The following is a 15883-nucleotide window of genomic DNA, read 5'->3' as shown; positions in this document are numbered from 1 at the left end:
TTAGAAAAGATCCAATCGAAAGCGATTTATTTTTTGGTACAAATGGTATTTAGGTCCTTTCACAATTTGCGAATGGTATATTCCAATAGACCCCGAAGCAAAATAAGCTACGACACAAGCAATTCCTATAAAAATACCACCTTCAATTCCAAACAATTCCATTCCCATAACCGTACAAGCAATAGGGGTGTGGGTAGCCCCAGAAAAAACGGCAACAAATCCCATGCCTGCTAATAGCGCAATTGGCAAAGGAATTACAACAGACAAAGCACTTCCTAAAGTAGCTCCCACAAAGAAAAGCGGCGTTACTTCGCCTCCTTTAAAACCAGCGCCCAATGTAAAACCAGTAAAGAGTATTTTTAAGAGAAAATCATACGACTCGTTCGGGGTTGAAAAGGCTTTCACGATTTCGGGAACTCCTAGTCCAATGTATTTTGTTGTCCCGATGAAAAAAAGGATTACCGCTAAAACAGTTCCGCCAATTAGGGGCCGAATCGGCGCGTATGGAATGTATTTTGAAAATAATCGGTTCCAAAAATGGGCTGTTCTGGAAAATAACAAGGCGGCTAAGCCAAAAAGAATTCCTGCTCCGATGGTCCAAAGTAAATATATTCCATTCATTTCAGGAAGGGTAGCAATAGTGTAATGCGTATGTTTTACTTGCCAAAATTCCACCGTAAAATAAGCAGCATATGCTACTGCAAAAGACAAAATCACACTTTTGAAATTGATTTTACTAAAGTAGACCACCTCCAAAGCAAACAAAGCCCCCGCTAAAGGCGTTCCAAAAACGGAAGCAAATCCCGCACTAATCCCTAAAATAAGAATGGTTTTTCGGTCGTTTTTATCCAATTGAAACCACCTTGAAAATTGGTCGGCAATAGCGCCGCCCATTTGTACTGCGGTACCTTCTCGCCCCGCTGAACCTCCAACCAAATGTGTGATTAAAGTGCCAATAAGTACCAAAGGTGCCATTTTGAAAGGGATGGGTTGCTGCGGATTTTCGTATTCTTCTAAAAGTAAATTGTTGCCTTTGACTACCGAAGTTCCATAATAATGGTATAACAAACCAATGATTAAACCTCCGAGTGGCAATAACCAAATGATCCAAGCGTGATGTTCTCTAATTTGAGTGACCCATTCTAACGCCACTAAAAAGAAAGCCGATGCCGAACCTGAAAAAAGTCCTATCAAAGCACAAATGACCAACCATTGCAGTGAAAGGCGAAGTGTTTTTTGTAGGTTCATATTCTGGCTTAGTGAATTAAATGTGGTTCAAAAATAGTTTAAATTCAGTAATCATTGAAAAAACGGCATAAAAAAAGCCGTAACCAAATTAGTTACGGCTTCTTATTTTTTAGCAAGTACGTTTTATATTATTCAGCAACGACTGCTGTAAATTCAATTTCTACCAAATATTCTGGAGCAACTAATTTACTGATTTCATAAAAACCAGTAGTAGGTTTAATGTCTTTGAAAAAAGTAGCGTGTGCAGTCGCAACTGCTTCAAATGTGTTGATGTCAGTCGTGAAGATGCGAGTACGAATGACGTCTTTCATACTTACGTTTAGGTCTTCCAATACTTTTTCTACACGTTCTAAAATATTTAAGGTTTGTGCATGTGCGTCGTCAGCTTTTACTTTTTCGCCATCTACAATAGCGACAGTTCCAGATACTTCAATGATATTTCCAATGCGAACGGCACGACAATATCCCATTTTATCTTCCCATGGTGAGCCTGTCAAGATATTTTCTCTTTTCATTTTGAATGTTTTTAATACATAATTTATGTGGTGCAATTTACGATAATAGGATGAATTAGGAATTCGATTTTTTGACAAAAGAGGTTATATAATGTCACGTTTTTAAATCATTTGTTAGAAATTTCAACCTAGATTTTGTTAAGAAATTTCTAATACGTGAGTCACAAAAGGTATTTATACTATTTTTGTGGACACAAGTTTATCAGTTCGGTTTATAATGAAACAATTACTATTATGTATTGCAATTATGGGATGGGCATGGCAAGGACAAGCTCAGGCTGAGTTTAGTGCTAAGTTCAGAGCAATTCCTGTAGGAAAGTTTCCGATTACCCCTAAAAAGACAGCCGAACCTAAAAAAGTAGCACCACCTAATTCGGATATCCCTTCTATTAAAGCACCGAACGTTTTCAATAGTCCGGATGCGATGGTGAATAAACCTTCTCCTGCCAAAACCTATCAATTAGGACAGTCGAATACTTTTTCGATGGTGCCAAAAAATGAGTTTATTAGACCTGGAGCAGAAGTGGAAGCGCGTTTGAATAAAAAAGACGAAGATCCCGGTGCTATTGTGTACCGAAGAAATCAAAATTTAGGAGATTTTAAAACCAAAGCCGATAAAGCACGTGTGATGTATCGTGATGCCGAATATGTAGATGGTGATGTAATTCGAGTCTATTTGAATGATAAAGTTATTGAGAGTCAGGTAACATTAGAAGGTGCTTTTAAAGGTTTTGAAATTGTGCTTGAAAAAGGATTTAATAAAATTGATTTCGAAGCATTAAATCAAGGAACTTCAGGTCCTAATACAGCTGAATTTAGGGTGTATGATGATAAAGGAAGTTTGATTTCGGCAAGCCAATGGAACCTTGGGACAGGCTTTAAAGCAACGATTTTATTGGTCAAAGAATAAAAAAATATTTTTTTCAAAATCCATTTTTCAATTCCGAATTTAAAAAGTATTTTTGCGCATGCAACACAACGTACTTATTTTAGATTTCGGGTCGCAATACACACAGCTTATTGCGCGTAGAGTTCGCGAATTAAATATATTCTGCGAAATTTTTCCTTACAACAATTTTCCAACAGATTTATCACCGTACAAAGCCGTAATTTTAGGTGGAAGTCCTTTTTCTGTTCGTTCAGAAGATGCGCCACACCCTGATTTATCTCAAATCAGAGGTAAATTACCTATGTTAGCGGTGTGTTATGGAGCGCAATATTTAGCCCACTTTAGTGGTGGAGAAGTTGCTGCTTCTAATACAAGAGAATACGGAAGAGCGAATTTGTCTTTTATCAAAGAAGATGAAGTTTTCTTTCAAGGAATTTCTCCCAACAGCCAAGTTTGGATGAGTCATAGTGATAGTATTAAAGCTTTGCCTACTAACGGAGTTAAATTAGCTAGTACACACGATGTAGAATTTGCGGCGTATCGAATTGAAGGTGAAACTACCTATGCCATTCAATACCACCCAGAAGTATTCCATTCGACAGAAGGAACAAAAATGTTAGAAAACTTTTTGGTTAACATTGCTGAGGTACCTCAAAACTTTACTCCTAACACTTTTGTTACGGATATGGTAGCCGAACTGAAAGAAAAACTACAAGATGACAAAGTAGTTTTAGGTCTTTCTGGTGGAGTAGATTCAACTGTTGCTGCGGTTTTATTGAACCAAGCTATCGGTAAAAACTTGTATTGTATTTTTGTTAATAACGGTTTACTTCGTAAAAACGAATTCCAAAATGTATTGAATCAGTACAAAGGAATGGGATTGAATGTAAAAGGAGTAGATGCTGGAGATCGTTTCTTGTCAGAATTGGCAGGAGTGAGTGATCCAGAAACTAAACGTAAAATCATCGGACGTGTATTCATTGAAGTTTTTGATGATGAATCGCATTTGATTGAAGATGTAAAATGGTTAGCGCAAGGAACAATTTATCCAGATGTAATCGAGTCAGTTTCAGTAAAAGGACCTTCGGCTACGATTAAATCACACCATAATGTGGGTGGATTACCTGATTATATGAAATTACAAATTGTAGAACCTTTGCGTATGCTTTTCAAAGATGAGGTACGAAGAGTAGGGGCTACTTTAGGAATTGATCCAGAATTATTAGGAAGACATCCTTTCCCAGGGCCAGGATTGTCCATCCGAATCTTAGGGGATATTACTCCAGAGAAAGTACAAATTTTACAAGATGTAGATTCAGTTTTTATCGAAGGATTGAAATCTTGGGGATTGTACGATAAGGTTTGGCAAGCGGGAGCTATCTTGTTGCCAGTAAATAGTGTCGGAGTAATGGGTGATGAGCGTACATACGAAAAAGTAGTGGCGCTTCGTGCCGTAGAATCTACTGATGGTATGACGGCGGATTGGGTACATTTACCGTATGATTTCTTGATGAAAATTTCGAATGAAATCATTAATAAAGTAAAAGGAGTGAACCGTGTGGTATATGATATTAGTTCAAAACCACCTGCCACAATTGAGTGGGAATAATTAGCACTTAAATTGAAAGTTGTAATTGAAACGGTATCAGATTTTGTCATAAATTTGATACCGTTCGATTGTTTTAGAGGAGTTAGTTTGTCACGGATTATAAAGGGAGGTGTATTTTTAGAACGATTTGTCTTTATTAAGTGCAACTTAATTTTCTTAATTTCTTAATGGTTAAAAAATAATATTTTATTTATATGAACTGTTTTTTCAAAATACTTATTGTTGGACTTTTGTTTGCCAATGTAATTAGCGCCCAAGAAACTAATGTAATTCCAATCCAAAATAGTAGGTTACAGTTAGAAAAACCTTTGGTAAATCAATCGAAGAAGCTGGCTCTGCTGTTGCCTTTCAACTTGGCTAAGGTACAAGGAGATACTGTGAATACTATTGCAGACCGCTTAAAAAAAGACAAGTTTTTGAACATGACTTTGGATTTTTATTCGGGGGCATTGGTAGCGATTGACTCAGCGAAGCAATTAGGCGTTACGGTAGATGTTAGTGTTTTCGATTCGGAAGAAACCAAAAATAGTTCGAATGTAGCCAAACTGATTGCCGACCACCATTTAGAGAATTTTTCAGCAGTGATAGGGCCTTTTTATCAAACAAATGTAGAGAAAACAGCCGAATTGTTGAGCGCTAATCAAGTAGTGGTTATTTCGCCGTTATCAAAAGAAATGGGGAAATCGTATCCAAATCTGTTTCAAACGATTACATCGACTTCGTTACTTCGTTCCGCTATTTTTGATTTTATGCACTCCAAAAATGGAAATATCATTGCGGTGGTGGATAAGAAGAAAGTATCGGTTAAAAAATACATTGTAGAAAATCAAAAAGACGTTCGATTAGTAAGTTTAACGGAAATAGGAGCATTAATTCCTGAAAGTTTGTCGAGTAAATTGCAAAAAGACAGAATAAATTATGTTGTGCTAGAGACGGAAAGCACAGTTTTAATTAAAGCAACATTAAAACTACTTTTATCCAAACTAAAAGAATGTGCAATCCAACTTGTGATTCTGGAACCCAATGAAACTTTGGATACCGATGAGATTGAGTTTGCTAATTTGATGCAATTAAAATTACTATATCCATCAATGACACGCGAAAACAACAGTCCGGAAGCTGTAATATTCGAAAAGAATTACAAATTAAAAAATAAGGTAACTCCTAATGCGTTTGCTACTCGAGGTTTTGACGTGACTTTTGATGCGTTGATGCGTTTGTCTCAATCGAATAACTATTCTGAAAGTGCCTCTACCCAAGTAACGGAACAAGTAGAAAGTAAGTTTGATTATTTCAAAAATGAAACGGGAGGTTTTGCTAACAAAGGATTGTATCTTTTGTATTACGATGCTGACTTGACAGTTAAAGTAGCAAAGTAAATCCGATATGGAAAACGACCAAAAACAACTCATTAAATTAGCGCATACTAAAATGCCCTTTGGGAAATACGAAGGTTGGCATTTGATTGATTTGCCGGAATATTATGTGGTTTGGTACAACAATAAGGGATTTCCAAAAGGGGAGTTAGGACAACAATTGCAATTGGTGTATGAATTAAAATTAAACGGATTAGAAGATTTAATTCGCAACATAAAAAAGCGTTATCCAAAACTAATTTGATGAATAAAAAGTAAAATTATTGGATTGATAGCGCAGAGAAATAATAGTATAAAATTTTACATTTTCACATTTTTAAATTCGCATTTTCTCAATTTATAATTGTATTTTTGCGACGTTTTTTACACAACTACAATACAAACTAAAACAGAATGAATCAAACGAAATATATTTTTGTTACTGGCGGTGTAACTTCTTCTTTAGGGAAGGGGATTATAGCGGCATCTTTGGCGAAATTATTACAAGCAAGAGGATATAGAACTACCATTCAAAAGTTCGATCCTTATATCAATGTGGACCCAGGAACGCTAAATCCGTATGAACATGGAGAGTGTTATGTGACGGATGATGGTGCAGAAACGGATTTGGATTTAGGACACTACGAACGTTTCTTGAATGTACCCACTTCTCAAGCGAATAATGTAACCACGGGTAGAATCTATCTTTCGGTAATTGAAAAAGAACGTAGAGGAGAATTTTTAGGTAAAACCGTTCAAGTGGTTCCTCATATTACCAATGAAATTAAAGACAGAATGCAATTGCTTGGTAAGTCAGGTGATTACGATATTGTCATTACTGAAATTGGGGGTACTGTGGGTGATATTGAATCATTGCCTTACATCGAATCGGTTCGTCAATTGGTTTGGGAATTGGGAGAAAATAACGGAATTGTAATTCATTTGACGTTGGTGCCGTATTTGGCTGCAGCCGGAGAATTGAAAACAAAACCAACCCAGCACTCAGTAAAAACCTTGATGGAAAGCGGAATCAAAGCGGACATCTTGGTGTGTAGAACAGAACACGAGATTTCGGACGAAATTCGCAATAAATTAGCTTTGTTTTGTAACGTAAAAAGAGAAGCTGTTATTCAATCTATCGATGCTTCTACAATCTATGAAGTGCCTAACTTAATGTTAGAAGAAGGATTGGATGTAGTGGCGTTGAAAAAATTAGATTTACCTAAAAAAGCCGCTCCTGATTTGAAAAACTGGAATACGTTTTTGAAGCGTTTAAAAAATCCAAAACATACCGTGAATATCGGTTTGGTTGGGAAATATGTAGAAATGCAGGATTGTTATAAATCTATTTTGGAAGCCTTTATTCACGCAGGTGCAGCCAATGAAACCAAAGTAAATGTAATTTCAATTCATTCAGAATATATTGATGCATTGAACGTTAAAGAAAAATTAGCAGGATTAGACGCTGTTTTGGTAGCGCCTGGTTTTGGAGAAAGAGGTATTGAAGGAAAAATTGAAACGGTTCGTTATGTGCGTGAAAATAAAATTCCATTTTTCGGAATTTGTTTGGGAATGCAAATGTCAGTAATCGAGTATTCAAGAAATGTGTTAGGTCTTTCAGATGCTAATTCAACTGAAATGAATGATAAGACTTCTAATCCAGTAGTCAACTTGATGGAAGAGCAAAAAACAGTTACAGATAAAGGTGGAACGATGCGTTTAGGCGCTTGGAATTGTGATATTAAAGCAGGTACTTTAGCTCATAAAATTTACGGAACAACTTCTATTTCAGAACGCCACCGTCACCGTTATGAATACAATAGTGCGTATTTGGACCAATTGCAAAAAGCTGGATTGCTAGCTTCTGGAACGAATCCTCAAACCGGATTGGTAGAAATTGTAGAAATTGAAGACCATCCATTTTTCATTGGAGTACAATACCACCCAGAATACAAAAGTACAGTAGCCAATCCACACCCAATTTTTGTGAATTTTGTGGCAGCTGCAGTAAAAGCAAAGAAAAAATAATAGAATACCCCGTTTCTAAAAACAATAACTATTTTAAAAGTAAAATGGAAGAAAAAAAAATTGACCTGAATTCAATCATTGGTTTTGTATTGATTTTCGGAATCTTGATTTGGATTATGTATCAAAATCAACCTGATCCTAAAGCTATTGCCGCTGAAAAAGCTAAAAAAGAATTGGTTGCCCAAGCTGCTAAAGCAAAAGAATTGGCACAAAAATCAATTGAGAAGGCTGCTGTGGCTGTTGCTACTACAGGCGATTCAACTCAATTGGCTCAATTGCAAAAAACATTAGGAAACTTTGCTTATTCAGCAACATTACCTTCTGCTAAAGGTGATTTTACGACCATCGAGAATGATCTTGTAAAATTGAAAATTGCAAACAAAGGAGGTTTTATTGTAGAAGCTGTTTTGAAGAAATATGAAAAATTCAAAAAAGGCTCAGGTCAGTTAGTAGAGTTGATTAAAGATAATAATGCTAATTTGAACATTACTCTACAAACATCAGATAACCGATCTTTGAATACCAAAGATTTGTATTTTGAACCAAGCATATCAAAAGTAGGAGAAGATCAAATTCTTTCTATGAAATTGAAAGCGGGAGCTAATGAATATTTGGAATACAAATACATTTTGAAACCAAACGATTATATGATTGGCTTTGATGTTCGTTCTCAAGGGTTGAACAAAGTATTGAATACTGCCAAACCATTGGATTTAGAATGGAGTTTGAAAACCTATCGAAATGAAAAAAGTATTTCGTATGAAAACAGATATACAGAAGTGTATTTTGAGCACGAAGAAGGTAAAATTGATTATGTAGGTCAAGGTGAAAATAAAGAAGAAAGTGCTGAAAAAACTACTTATGTTGCTTTCAAGCAACACTTCTTTTCAACTATTTTGTTAACCAATACCCCTTTTGAGAAATCTAAATTACTATCAAATAATTTAGTTCACGACGAAGCAGTAGATACCATTTATACTAAACAATTTAAAGCTGAAATTCCTTTGGCATTCACCAATGGTGAATTGGATTATAAAATGAATTGGTACTTAGGACCTACAGATTATAAAACATTACACAGTTACGATAAGAATTTAGAGAAAATAATTTCTTTAGGTTGGGGAATTTTTGGATGGATTAATAAATTTATTTTTATCCCATTATTTGGATTTTTGAGTTCCTATATTGCTTATGGAATAGCCATTATTGTATTTACAATTTTGATTAAAATTGCGATGTCGCCAATTACGTTTAAATCATTTTTGTCTCAAGCGAAAATGAAAGTATTGCGTCCTGAGATTACTGAATTGGGTGAGAAATTCAAAAAAGACCCAATGAAGAAACAGCAAGAAACGATGAAGTTGTACAACAAAGCAGGTGTAAATCCAATGGCTGGTTGTATTCCTGCTTTGATTCAATTGCCATTCATGTATGCCTCATTTCAGTTCTTTCCATCGGCTTTTGAGTTGAGACAAAAAAGCTTCCTTTGGGCAGATGATTTGTCATCATTTGATGAAGTAATCCAATTGCCTTTCCGTATTCCTTTGTATGGAGATCATATTAGTTTGTTTCCAATTATGGCAGCAATTGCGATTTTCTTCTACATGAAAATGACTTCGGGTGACCAACAAATGGCAGCGCCACAACAGGAAGGAATGCCTGATATGGCTAAAATGATGAAAATTATGATTTATGTTTCGCCATTGATGATGTTGTTCTTCTTCAATAGTTACGGAGCTGGATTGAGTTTGTATAACTTTATCTCAAACTTGATTACCATAGGAATTATGATTGTCATCAAAAAGTATTTTATCGATAGTGATAAAATTCATGCTCAAATTCAAGAGAACAAATTGAAAGCGCCAAAGAAACCGAGTAAGTTCCAACAAAAATTGCAAGAAGCAATGGAACAAGCCGAAGCTCAGAAAGCGCAACGCAACAAAAAATAATTTCAAAAAAATCTCGATTCATTTCGGGATTTTTTTTGCAACACTAATTTTAAGTATAATAATTCCGTAGTACAAAATAAAATATGAGAAGTATAATAGTATTTTTGATCTCCTTACTTTTTAGTGTTTTACACGCTCAAACTGAGTCCAATAAACTAGATGCTAAAGGATTGAAACACGGCCTTTGGAAAGGGGTGTATGAAGAATCAAAACGACCTCGTTACCAAGGGACTTTTGAACATGGAAAAGAAGTGGGTGTTTTTCAATTTTTTGATGATACTCAAAAAGGAGATGTAATTGCCACGCGTGAATTTAACCCCAAAGACAATTCGGCTTATACTGTTTTTTATGACCAAAATAAAAACAAAGTGAGCGAAGGAAAAGTAGTCAATAAACTTTTTGAAGGAGAGTGGAAATACTATCATTATGCTTCACCAGCTATAATGACTACCGAAAATTATAAAAACGGAAAATTAGAAGGTGTACGAACGGTTTATTTTCTTAACGGAAAAGTAGCCGAACAAATTAATTACGTGAATAACCTAAAGCAAGGTGCTTATAAAAAGTATACCGAAAGTGGGGTTGTTTTAGAGGAATCGTTCTTTAAGAATAACGAGTACGACGGATTAGCTATTTTTAGAAATGATAGCGGAATTGTTGTTGCAAAAGGGATGTTTGCCAAAGGTTTAAAAACAGGAACTTGGGACGTTTTAGAAAACGGTAAATTAGTAAAAAAATCCAGTTCAGATTTGTCTCAAAAATCCAAAATCTCCCCAACTAAATAAAATCAATTCAAGCAAATGTTTCGTAACTTTGCATCCCATTTAATCCTAATATATTAGAAATGAAACGTGTAGTTGTTGGTCTTTCAGGAGGTGTTGATTCGAGTGTTGCCGCTTATTTGTTACAGCAGCAAGGCTATGAAGTGATTGGTCTGTTTATGAAAAACTGGCACGATGACTCGGTGACTATTTCTAATGAATGTCCGTGGTTAGAGGATAGTAACGATGCGCTTTTAGTAGCTGAAAAACTAGGAATTCCTTTTCAAACGGTCGATTTAAGCGAACAATACAAAGAAAAAATCGTGGACTATATGTTCAACGAATACGAAAAAGGACGTACTCCAAATCCCGATGTGTTGTGTAATCGCGAAATCAAGTTTGACGTTTTTATGAAAATTGCGATGAGTCTGGATGCTGATTATGTGGCTACTGGACATTATTGCCAGAAAAGCGAAATAGAGGTAGACGGTAAAAAAGTTTATCAATTGAAAGCCGGTGCCGATATTAATAAAGACCAATCTTATTTTTTATGTCAGTTGTCGCAAGAGCAATTGGCGAAAGCCTTATTTCCTATCGGGAATTTAACTAAACCTGAAGTACGCGAAATCGCGGCGGAGATGGATTTAATTACCGCCGAAAAGAAAGACTCTCAAGGATTGTGTTTTATCGGAAAAGTACGTTTACCTGAATTTTTACAACAAAAATTACAGCCCAAAGAAGGTGTGATTGTTCAAATTGACAAGAATCATCCCGTGTATCAGTCCATTCAACCTGAAGGACTTTCGTTAGAAGAACGTTTGGCGTTTGAAGCCACTAAAATCAAATATACTCCTGAAATGGGAAAAGTAGTGGGCAAACACCAAGGCGCTCATTATTTCACCATTGGGCAACGCAAGGGACTCAATGTAGGAGGAACAACCGATCCTTTATTTATTATTGCAACCGATGTTGCAACAAATACGATTTATACGGGTTTGACGAGTCAACATCCAGGGTTATTCCGAAAAGCGTTGTTTATTGCTAATTCAGAATTGCATTGGGTTCGTACCGATTTGGCTTTGGCCAAGGGCGAATCGATGGAAGTAATGGCGCGTATTCGTTACCGACAAGCGTTGCAAAAAGCCACTTTGTACCAATTTGAAACCGGTATGTATGTCGCTTTTGAAGAACCACAATCAGCGATTACCGAAGGACAATTCGTAGCTTGGCATTTAGGAGAGGAATTAGTGGGTTCGGGAGTAATTTCTTAATTTAGTATTTTCGTAGTAATTTTAGATTTAGTATACCGAATTTAAAATAATTGCGTTAGAATGGTTAAAGAAGTCATCTATGAGAATCGTCTATCTATTTCTTTTATTGCTAACCACTTCGGTAGGATTTTCACAAGAAGATGCTTGGGTTTATTTTACTGCCAAACCCAATACACAAACGTATTTTGATGCGCCTTTGCAAATGCTTTCGCAAAGAGCTTTAGATAGAAGAGTCAGACAAAACATTCCTTTGGACTCTAAAGATGTCCCTATTCCTAAATTATACATCAACCAAATTAAATCCGCTAACGGAATTACGGTAAAAGCTCAGTCCAAATGGTTGAATGCCTTGCATGTTCGAGGCACAGTTACTGCAATCAATGCTTTAAAAAATCTTGCTATTGTAGAAAAAGTAGTATTTGCGAATCGTTCGTTAAATCCAACAGCTAAATTGATTAGTACTGCAAAACTTAAGGCCGTTAGCAATAAATTGGAAACACAAGTCGATTTTGCTTATGGCTCTTCGGCTAATCAAATCCAGATGCTAAATGGGCAAGTTTTACATCAACAAAATTATACGGCTTCAGATAAAATTATTGCCATTATGGATGCGGGTTTTCCAGGGGTGAATACTGCGCAACCTTTTCAACGCTTACGAGATCATAATAAAATTCTAGGAGGTTATGATTTTGTACATCGTTCTGCTAATTATTATTCTGGAAATCATCATGGCACTATGGTACTTTCCAGTATGGGTGGCTACAAAGAGAACGCTTTGGTGGGAACTGCTCCCGATGCGTCTTATTATTTGTTTATTACAGAAGACACCGCTTCTGAAAATCCCATTGAGGAATCACTTTGGGTGGAAGCTGCTGAGAAAGCTGATAGTTTAGGTGTGGATGTAATCAATACTTCTTTAGGTTATTTTGGTTATGACAATCCGAATTATAGTCACACTTATGCTGATATGTCGGGAAATACAAATTTCATTTCTAAAGGTGCTAATATTGCTTTTTCAAGAGGGATGATTGTAGTGGCATCGGCAGGGAATGAAGGTGGTACTTCAGAACCACATGTAGGTGCACCCGCAGAAGCAACGGATGTAATTGCAGTGGGTGCAGTTACCGCTTCAAAAGTATTGGCCAGTTTTAGTTCAATTGGACCTTCTTATGATGGTAGGGTCAAGCCCAATGTTATGGCGCAAGGTCAAGCGGCAGTGCTTTCAGATGAGTATGGGAATATAGTCACGGCCAGTGGAACCTCGTTTTCAGGACCTATTTTGGCGGGAATGATAGCTAGTTTTTGGCAAGCTTTTCCAAATAAAACCAATCAAGAAATTAGACAATTGGTTCAAGCTTCAGCGGATCGATATGGTAGCCCAAATACTCAATTTGGCTATGGAATACCCGATTTTAGTTTGGCTTTAGCCAATGGACAATTGACCAAAGACGATTTTGTAGTGTATCCCAACCCCAGTGCAGATGTGATCCAATTTAATTTGCCAGAAAATAAAACTATTGGAACCATAGGCATTTACTCTATTTTGGGACAAAAAATAAAATCACAAGAAGTGGCTAATCGATTTGTTACACTTTCTGTAGCCGATTTGCCAAAAGGAATTTATTTTTATACATTCGAATCAGAAGGATTTTCTAAGTCGGGTAAAATCATTAAAAAATAGTTCGTTATGAATAGCATTACAAGTCTTTTTAAAATTAAATACCCTATTATTCAAGGTGGAATGATCTGGAATAGTGGTTATAAATTAGCCAGTGCTGTGAGTAATGCGGGTGGTTTAGGATTAATTGGTGCGGGTTCTATGTATCCTGAAGTATTGAGAGAACATATTCGGAAATGCCAAAAAGCTACCTCAAAACCTTTTGGGGTAAATGTACCGATGTTGTATCCTAATGTGGAAGAAATTTTTAAAATTATCGTTGATGAAGGAGTAAAAATTGTTTTTACTTCGGCAGGAAATCCCAAAACGTGGACGCCTTATTTGAAAGAAAATGGTATAACGATTGTGCATGTAGTGAGTAGCTCTACTTTTGCCCTAAAGGCTCAAGATGCGGGTGTAGATGCTGTGGTAGCAGAAGGATTTGAAGCGGGAGGACACAATGGTAGAGAAGAAACTACTACACTTACTTTGATCCCGATGATCAAGGAAAAAATTACAATTCCACTGATTGCTGCTGGAGGAATTGCTACCGGTAGAGGAATGCTTGCTGCTATGGTGCTAGGTGCTGATGGAGTACAAATGGGTAGTCGTTTTGTAGCTTCGGTGGAGTCTTCGGCTCACGATAATTTTAAAAATACGGTTATTACTGCCAAAGAAGGAGACACCCAATTGACTCTCAAAGAATTGGCTCCTGTTCGTTTGATTAAGAATAAATTTTACCAAGAAGTACAAGAATTGTATGCTAAAGGCGCTACCAAAGAAGAATTAATCCAATTGTTAGGTCGAGCTAGAGCAAAAAGAGGTATGTTTGAAGGTAATTTGGACGATGGCGAACTAGAGATTGGTCAAATTGCAGGGTTGATTCACGAGATACAACCTGTCAGTAAAATTTTTGAAAACATCATTACTGAATTTCAATTAGCACAAAAAGAATGCACACAATGGACTTTTTAATTCTAACGAATGAATAAAATAATTGGATATCTATTTTTTCTTTTCCTAAGTCTAGGATGGCAACAATCCTATGGGCAGGTGTACCAATTTAGTACTTCTGGATTCAGTGTGTTAGAAAAAAATCAGAAAGGAAAATGGGGTAATTGGTCTGATTTAGAATTGTCAAAAATGATGGTTTCTTTGGATACTAATAAGAATAGAATTATAATTTATTCTCAGGTGATTCAATTGTTTGAAATTGTAGAATATCTGCCAGCTACCGAAAATGAAACGGATATTGTGTACAGTTTTAGTTGTAAAGATAATGATGGAGTGGATTGTACCTTATCTATTATTACCCGCAAAAAACAAGACAACCGGAAACAGTTGTATATCAATTACGGTGACCAAATTATAGTCTACAATATTTTCAATATGAATTAGCTAAGCGATTTCAATATCTTTTATGAATTCATCGTATTCGGCATAAAACAATTCTAGAGCAGCCATTTTTTCGTTGAAAAAGTCAAAAATGGTATCCCAATAATTACGATTACTAACACTTACTCCGTTTTGTTCTACCCAAATTCGGCTTATGGTTTTACCGTTTTCCAAATAGTAATTTTTTTCAAAAACCAAATCAGATACAAACTCTTCTTCTAGAATGTTTTTTAGGGCTTCCAATTTTTCAAAGTAAGCGATACGTTTTTCGTCGTTGCGAGGCTCAATGTCGATAAGTACTTGTGCTTTTTTATTGTCAACATAAAATTTAAATGCAAAATCTTTGATTTTGGTATCATACAACAGCCATTTTCTAGGATATTTTTCGGCGAAGGCAATCCAAAATTCGCGTTTCAATCGTTGAGCTTCCTCTTTACTGTACATAGGTTTTTGTTTTGGTAGCAGAAAGTTTGCGTACTTGCTTTTTCTAAACTATATTTATATGTTGTTTGTTCCTGCAAAAATAGGTTTTGATTATGGATTTTCAAGAATTTTTACAGTTTGTTCCTAAATTAATTGCAGCCAATCTTCCTGCAACGGCAGCCCATGCTAAAATGGCTCCTTTAGAACGTTTGGCTAATTTGGAAAACCCTTCTTTTGCAAACAAGAATCCAAGAACTGCTGCGGTATTGATGCTGTGTTATCCAAAAAATGGAGTAACCCATTTAGTTTTGATTGTTCGCAACTCGTATAAAGGCGTGCATTCTGCACAAATTGCTTTTCCAGGAGGCAAGTACGAACGAGAGGATGCTGATTTTGCAGCCACTGCGATTCGGGAAACCTATGAAGAAGTGGGTATTCATCCCGACAAAATAGCGATTGTAAAATCATTTACTGAAGTGTATATTCCGCCGAGTAATTTTATGGTATATCCTTATTTAGGAATTTGCAATGAAGAAATCACATTCACTCCAGATCCTTTGGAGGTCGCAGGAATTATTGAACTTCCGTTAGCCACTTTTTTGAGTGACACCATAATTGTAGAAACCCAAATGCAGACTTCGTATGCTGATTCAATTGTGATTCCTGCTTTTGAAATAGAAAGTCATATTGTTTGGGGAGCTACTGCTATGATGTTGAGTGAGTTGAAAGAAGTCTTTGTGAGTACTTTTAATTTATAATTTTTTCTGGTTAGCAGTGCATTTG

At 36.1% G+C, this 15883-nt stretch carries 15 protein-coding genes; 12 read left to right on the top strand and 3 right to left on the bottom strand.

The window, feature by feature from the left end; genetic code table 11:
- Complete coding sequence (locus tag Q0L65_RS09320) at positions 1 to 1248, bottom strand: voltage-gated chloride channel family protein (protein WP_296685626.1); 1248 nt, start codon at positions 1246 to 1248, stop codon at positions 1 to 3.
- Between the two features lie 128 nt (positions 1249 to 1376).
- Positions 1377 to 1763: a RidA family protein gene (locus Q0L65_RS09315; protein ID WP_296685624.1), complete on the bottom strand. Its 387-nt coding sequence runs from the start codon at positions 1761 to 1763 to the stop codon at positions 1377 to 1379.
- A gap of 217 nt (positions 1764 to 1980) precedes the next feature.
- Here Q0L65_RS09315 and Q0L65_RS09310 point away from each other — a divergent pair, with 217 nt between their 5' ends.
- The 11 genes from Q0L65_RS09310 (at position 1981) to Q0L65_RS09260 (ending at position 14680) form a co-directional block, all read left to right on the top strand.
- Entirely contained in the window at positions 1981 to 2673 is a 693-nt protein-coding gene (locus tag Q0L65_RS09310) for a hypothetical protein (protein ID WP_296685623.1), read from the top strand.
- Positions 2674 to 2731: 58 nt separating this feature from the next.
- Entirely contained in the window at positions 2732 to 4261 is a 1530-nt protein-coding gene (guaA, locus tag Q0L65_RS09305) for a glutamine-hydrolyzing GMP synthase (protein ID WP_296685621.1), read from the top strand.
- A 194-nt stretch (positions 4262 to 4455) separates the two neighbouring features.
- Positions 4456 to 5640, top strand: a complete 1185-nt coding sequence (locus tag Q0L65_RS09300) for a hypothetical protein (RefSeq protein ID WP_296685609.1) — start codon at positions 4456 to 4458, stop codon at positions 5638 to 5640.
- Between the two features lie 7 nt (positions 5641 to 5647).
- On the top strand, positions 5648 to 5881 hold the full coding sequence (locus Q0L65_RS09295) for a DUF3820 family protein (RefSeq protein WP_296685608.1): 234 nt from the start codon (positions 5648 to 5650) through the stop codon (positions 5879 to 5881).
- A 149-nt stretch (positions 5882 to 6030) separates the two neighbouring features.
- Entirely contained in the window at positions 6031 to 7644 is a 1614-nt protein-coding gene (locus tag Q0L65_RS09290) for a CTP synthase (protein WP_296685606.1), read from the top strand.
- 44 nt (positions 7645 to 7688) lie between these two features.
- Positions 7689 to 9593: a membrane protein insertase YidC gene (yidC, locus tag Q0L65_RS09285; RefSeq protein WP_296685604.1), complete on the top strand. Its 1905-nt coding sequence runs from the start codon at positions 7689 to 7691 to the stop codon at positions 9591 to 9593.
- Between the two features lie 83 nt (positions 9594 to 9676).
- On the top strand, positions 9677 to 10378 hold the full coding sequence (locus tag Q0L65_RS09280; protein WP_296685602.1) for a hypothetical protein: 702 nt from the start codon (positions 9677 to 9679) through the stop codon (positions 10376 to 10378).
- A 59-nt stretch (positions 10379 to 10437) separates the two neighbouring features.
- Entirely contained in the window at positions 10438 to 11625 is a 1188-nt protein-coding gene (mnmA, locus tag Q0L65_RS09275) for a tRNA 2-thiouridine(34) synthase MnmA (protein ID WP_296685600.1), read from the top strand.
- Positions 11626 to 11704: 79 nt separating this feature from the next.
- Positions 11705 to 13306 (top strand): S8 family serine peptidase, encoded by a 1602-nt coding sequence (locus Q0L65_RS09270; RefSeq protein WP_296685599.1) that lies wholly within the window; start codon positions 11705 to 11707, stop codon positions 13304 to 13306.
- A gap of 6 nt (positions 13307 to 13312) precedes the next feature.
- A complete protein-coding gene (locus tag Q0L65_RS09265) occupies positions 13313 to 14257 on the top strand; it encodes a nitronate monooxygenase (protein WP_296685589.1) in 945 nt (314 codons plus the stop codon).
- Between the two features lie 9 nt (positions 14258 to 14266).
- Positions 14267 to 14680, top strand: a complete 414-nt coding sequence (locus Q0L65_RS09260) for a hypothetical protein (RefSeq protein WP_296685588.1) — start codon at positions 14267 to 14269, stop codon at positions 14678 to 14680.
- Here Q0L65_RS09260 and Q0L65_RS09255 read toward each other — a convergent pair whose 3' ends face one another.
- Entirely contained in the window at positions 14681 to 15121 is a 441-nt protein-coding gene (locus tag Q0L65_RS09255; RefSeq protein ID WP_296685586.1) for a DUF4268 domain-containing protein, read from the bottom strand.
- Between the two features lie 92 nt (positions 15122 to 15213).
- Here Q0L65_RS09255 and Q0L65_RS09250 point away from each other — a divergent pair, with 92 nt between their 5' ends.
- Positions 15214 to 15858, top strand: a complete 645-nt coding sequence (locus Q0L65_RS09250; protein WP_296685584.1) for a CoA pyrophosphatase — start codon at positions 15214 to 15216, stop codon at positions 15856 to 15858.
- The last annotated feature ends 25 nt before the right edge of the window (positions 15859 to 15883 follow it).

Source organism: Flavobacterium sp., from assembly GCF_024642105.1.
In the GTDB taxonomy this organism is placed as follows: Bacteria; Bacteroidota; Bacteroidia; order Flavobacteriales; family Flavobacteriaceae; genus Flavobacterium.
Note: the sequence above shows the minus strand (reverse complement) of the source record. Positions and strands in the feature narration are given on the sequence as shown.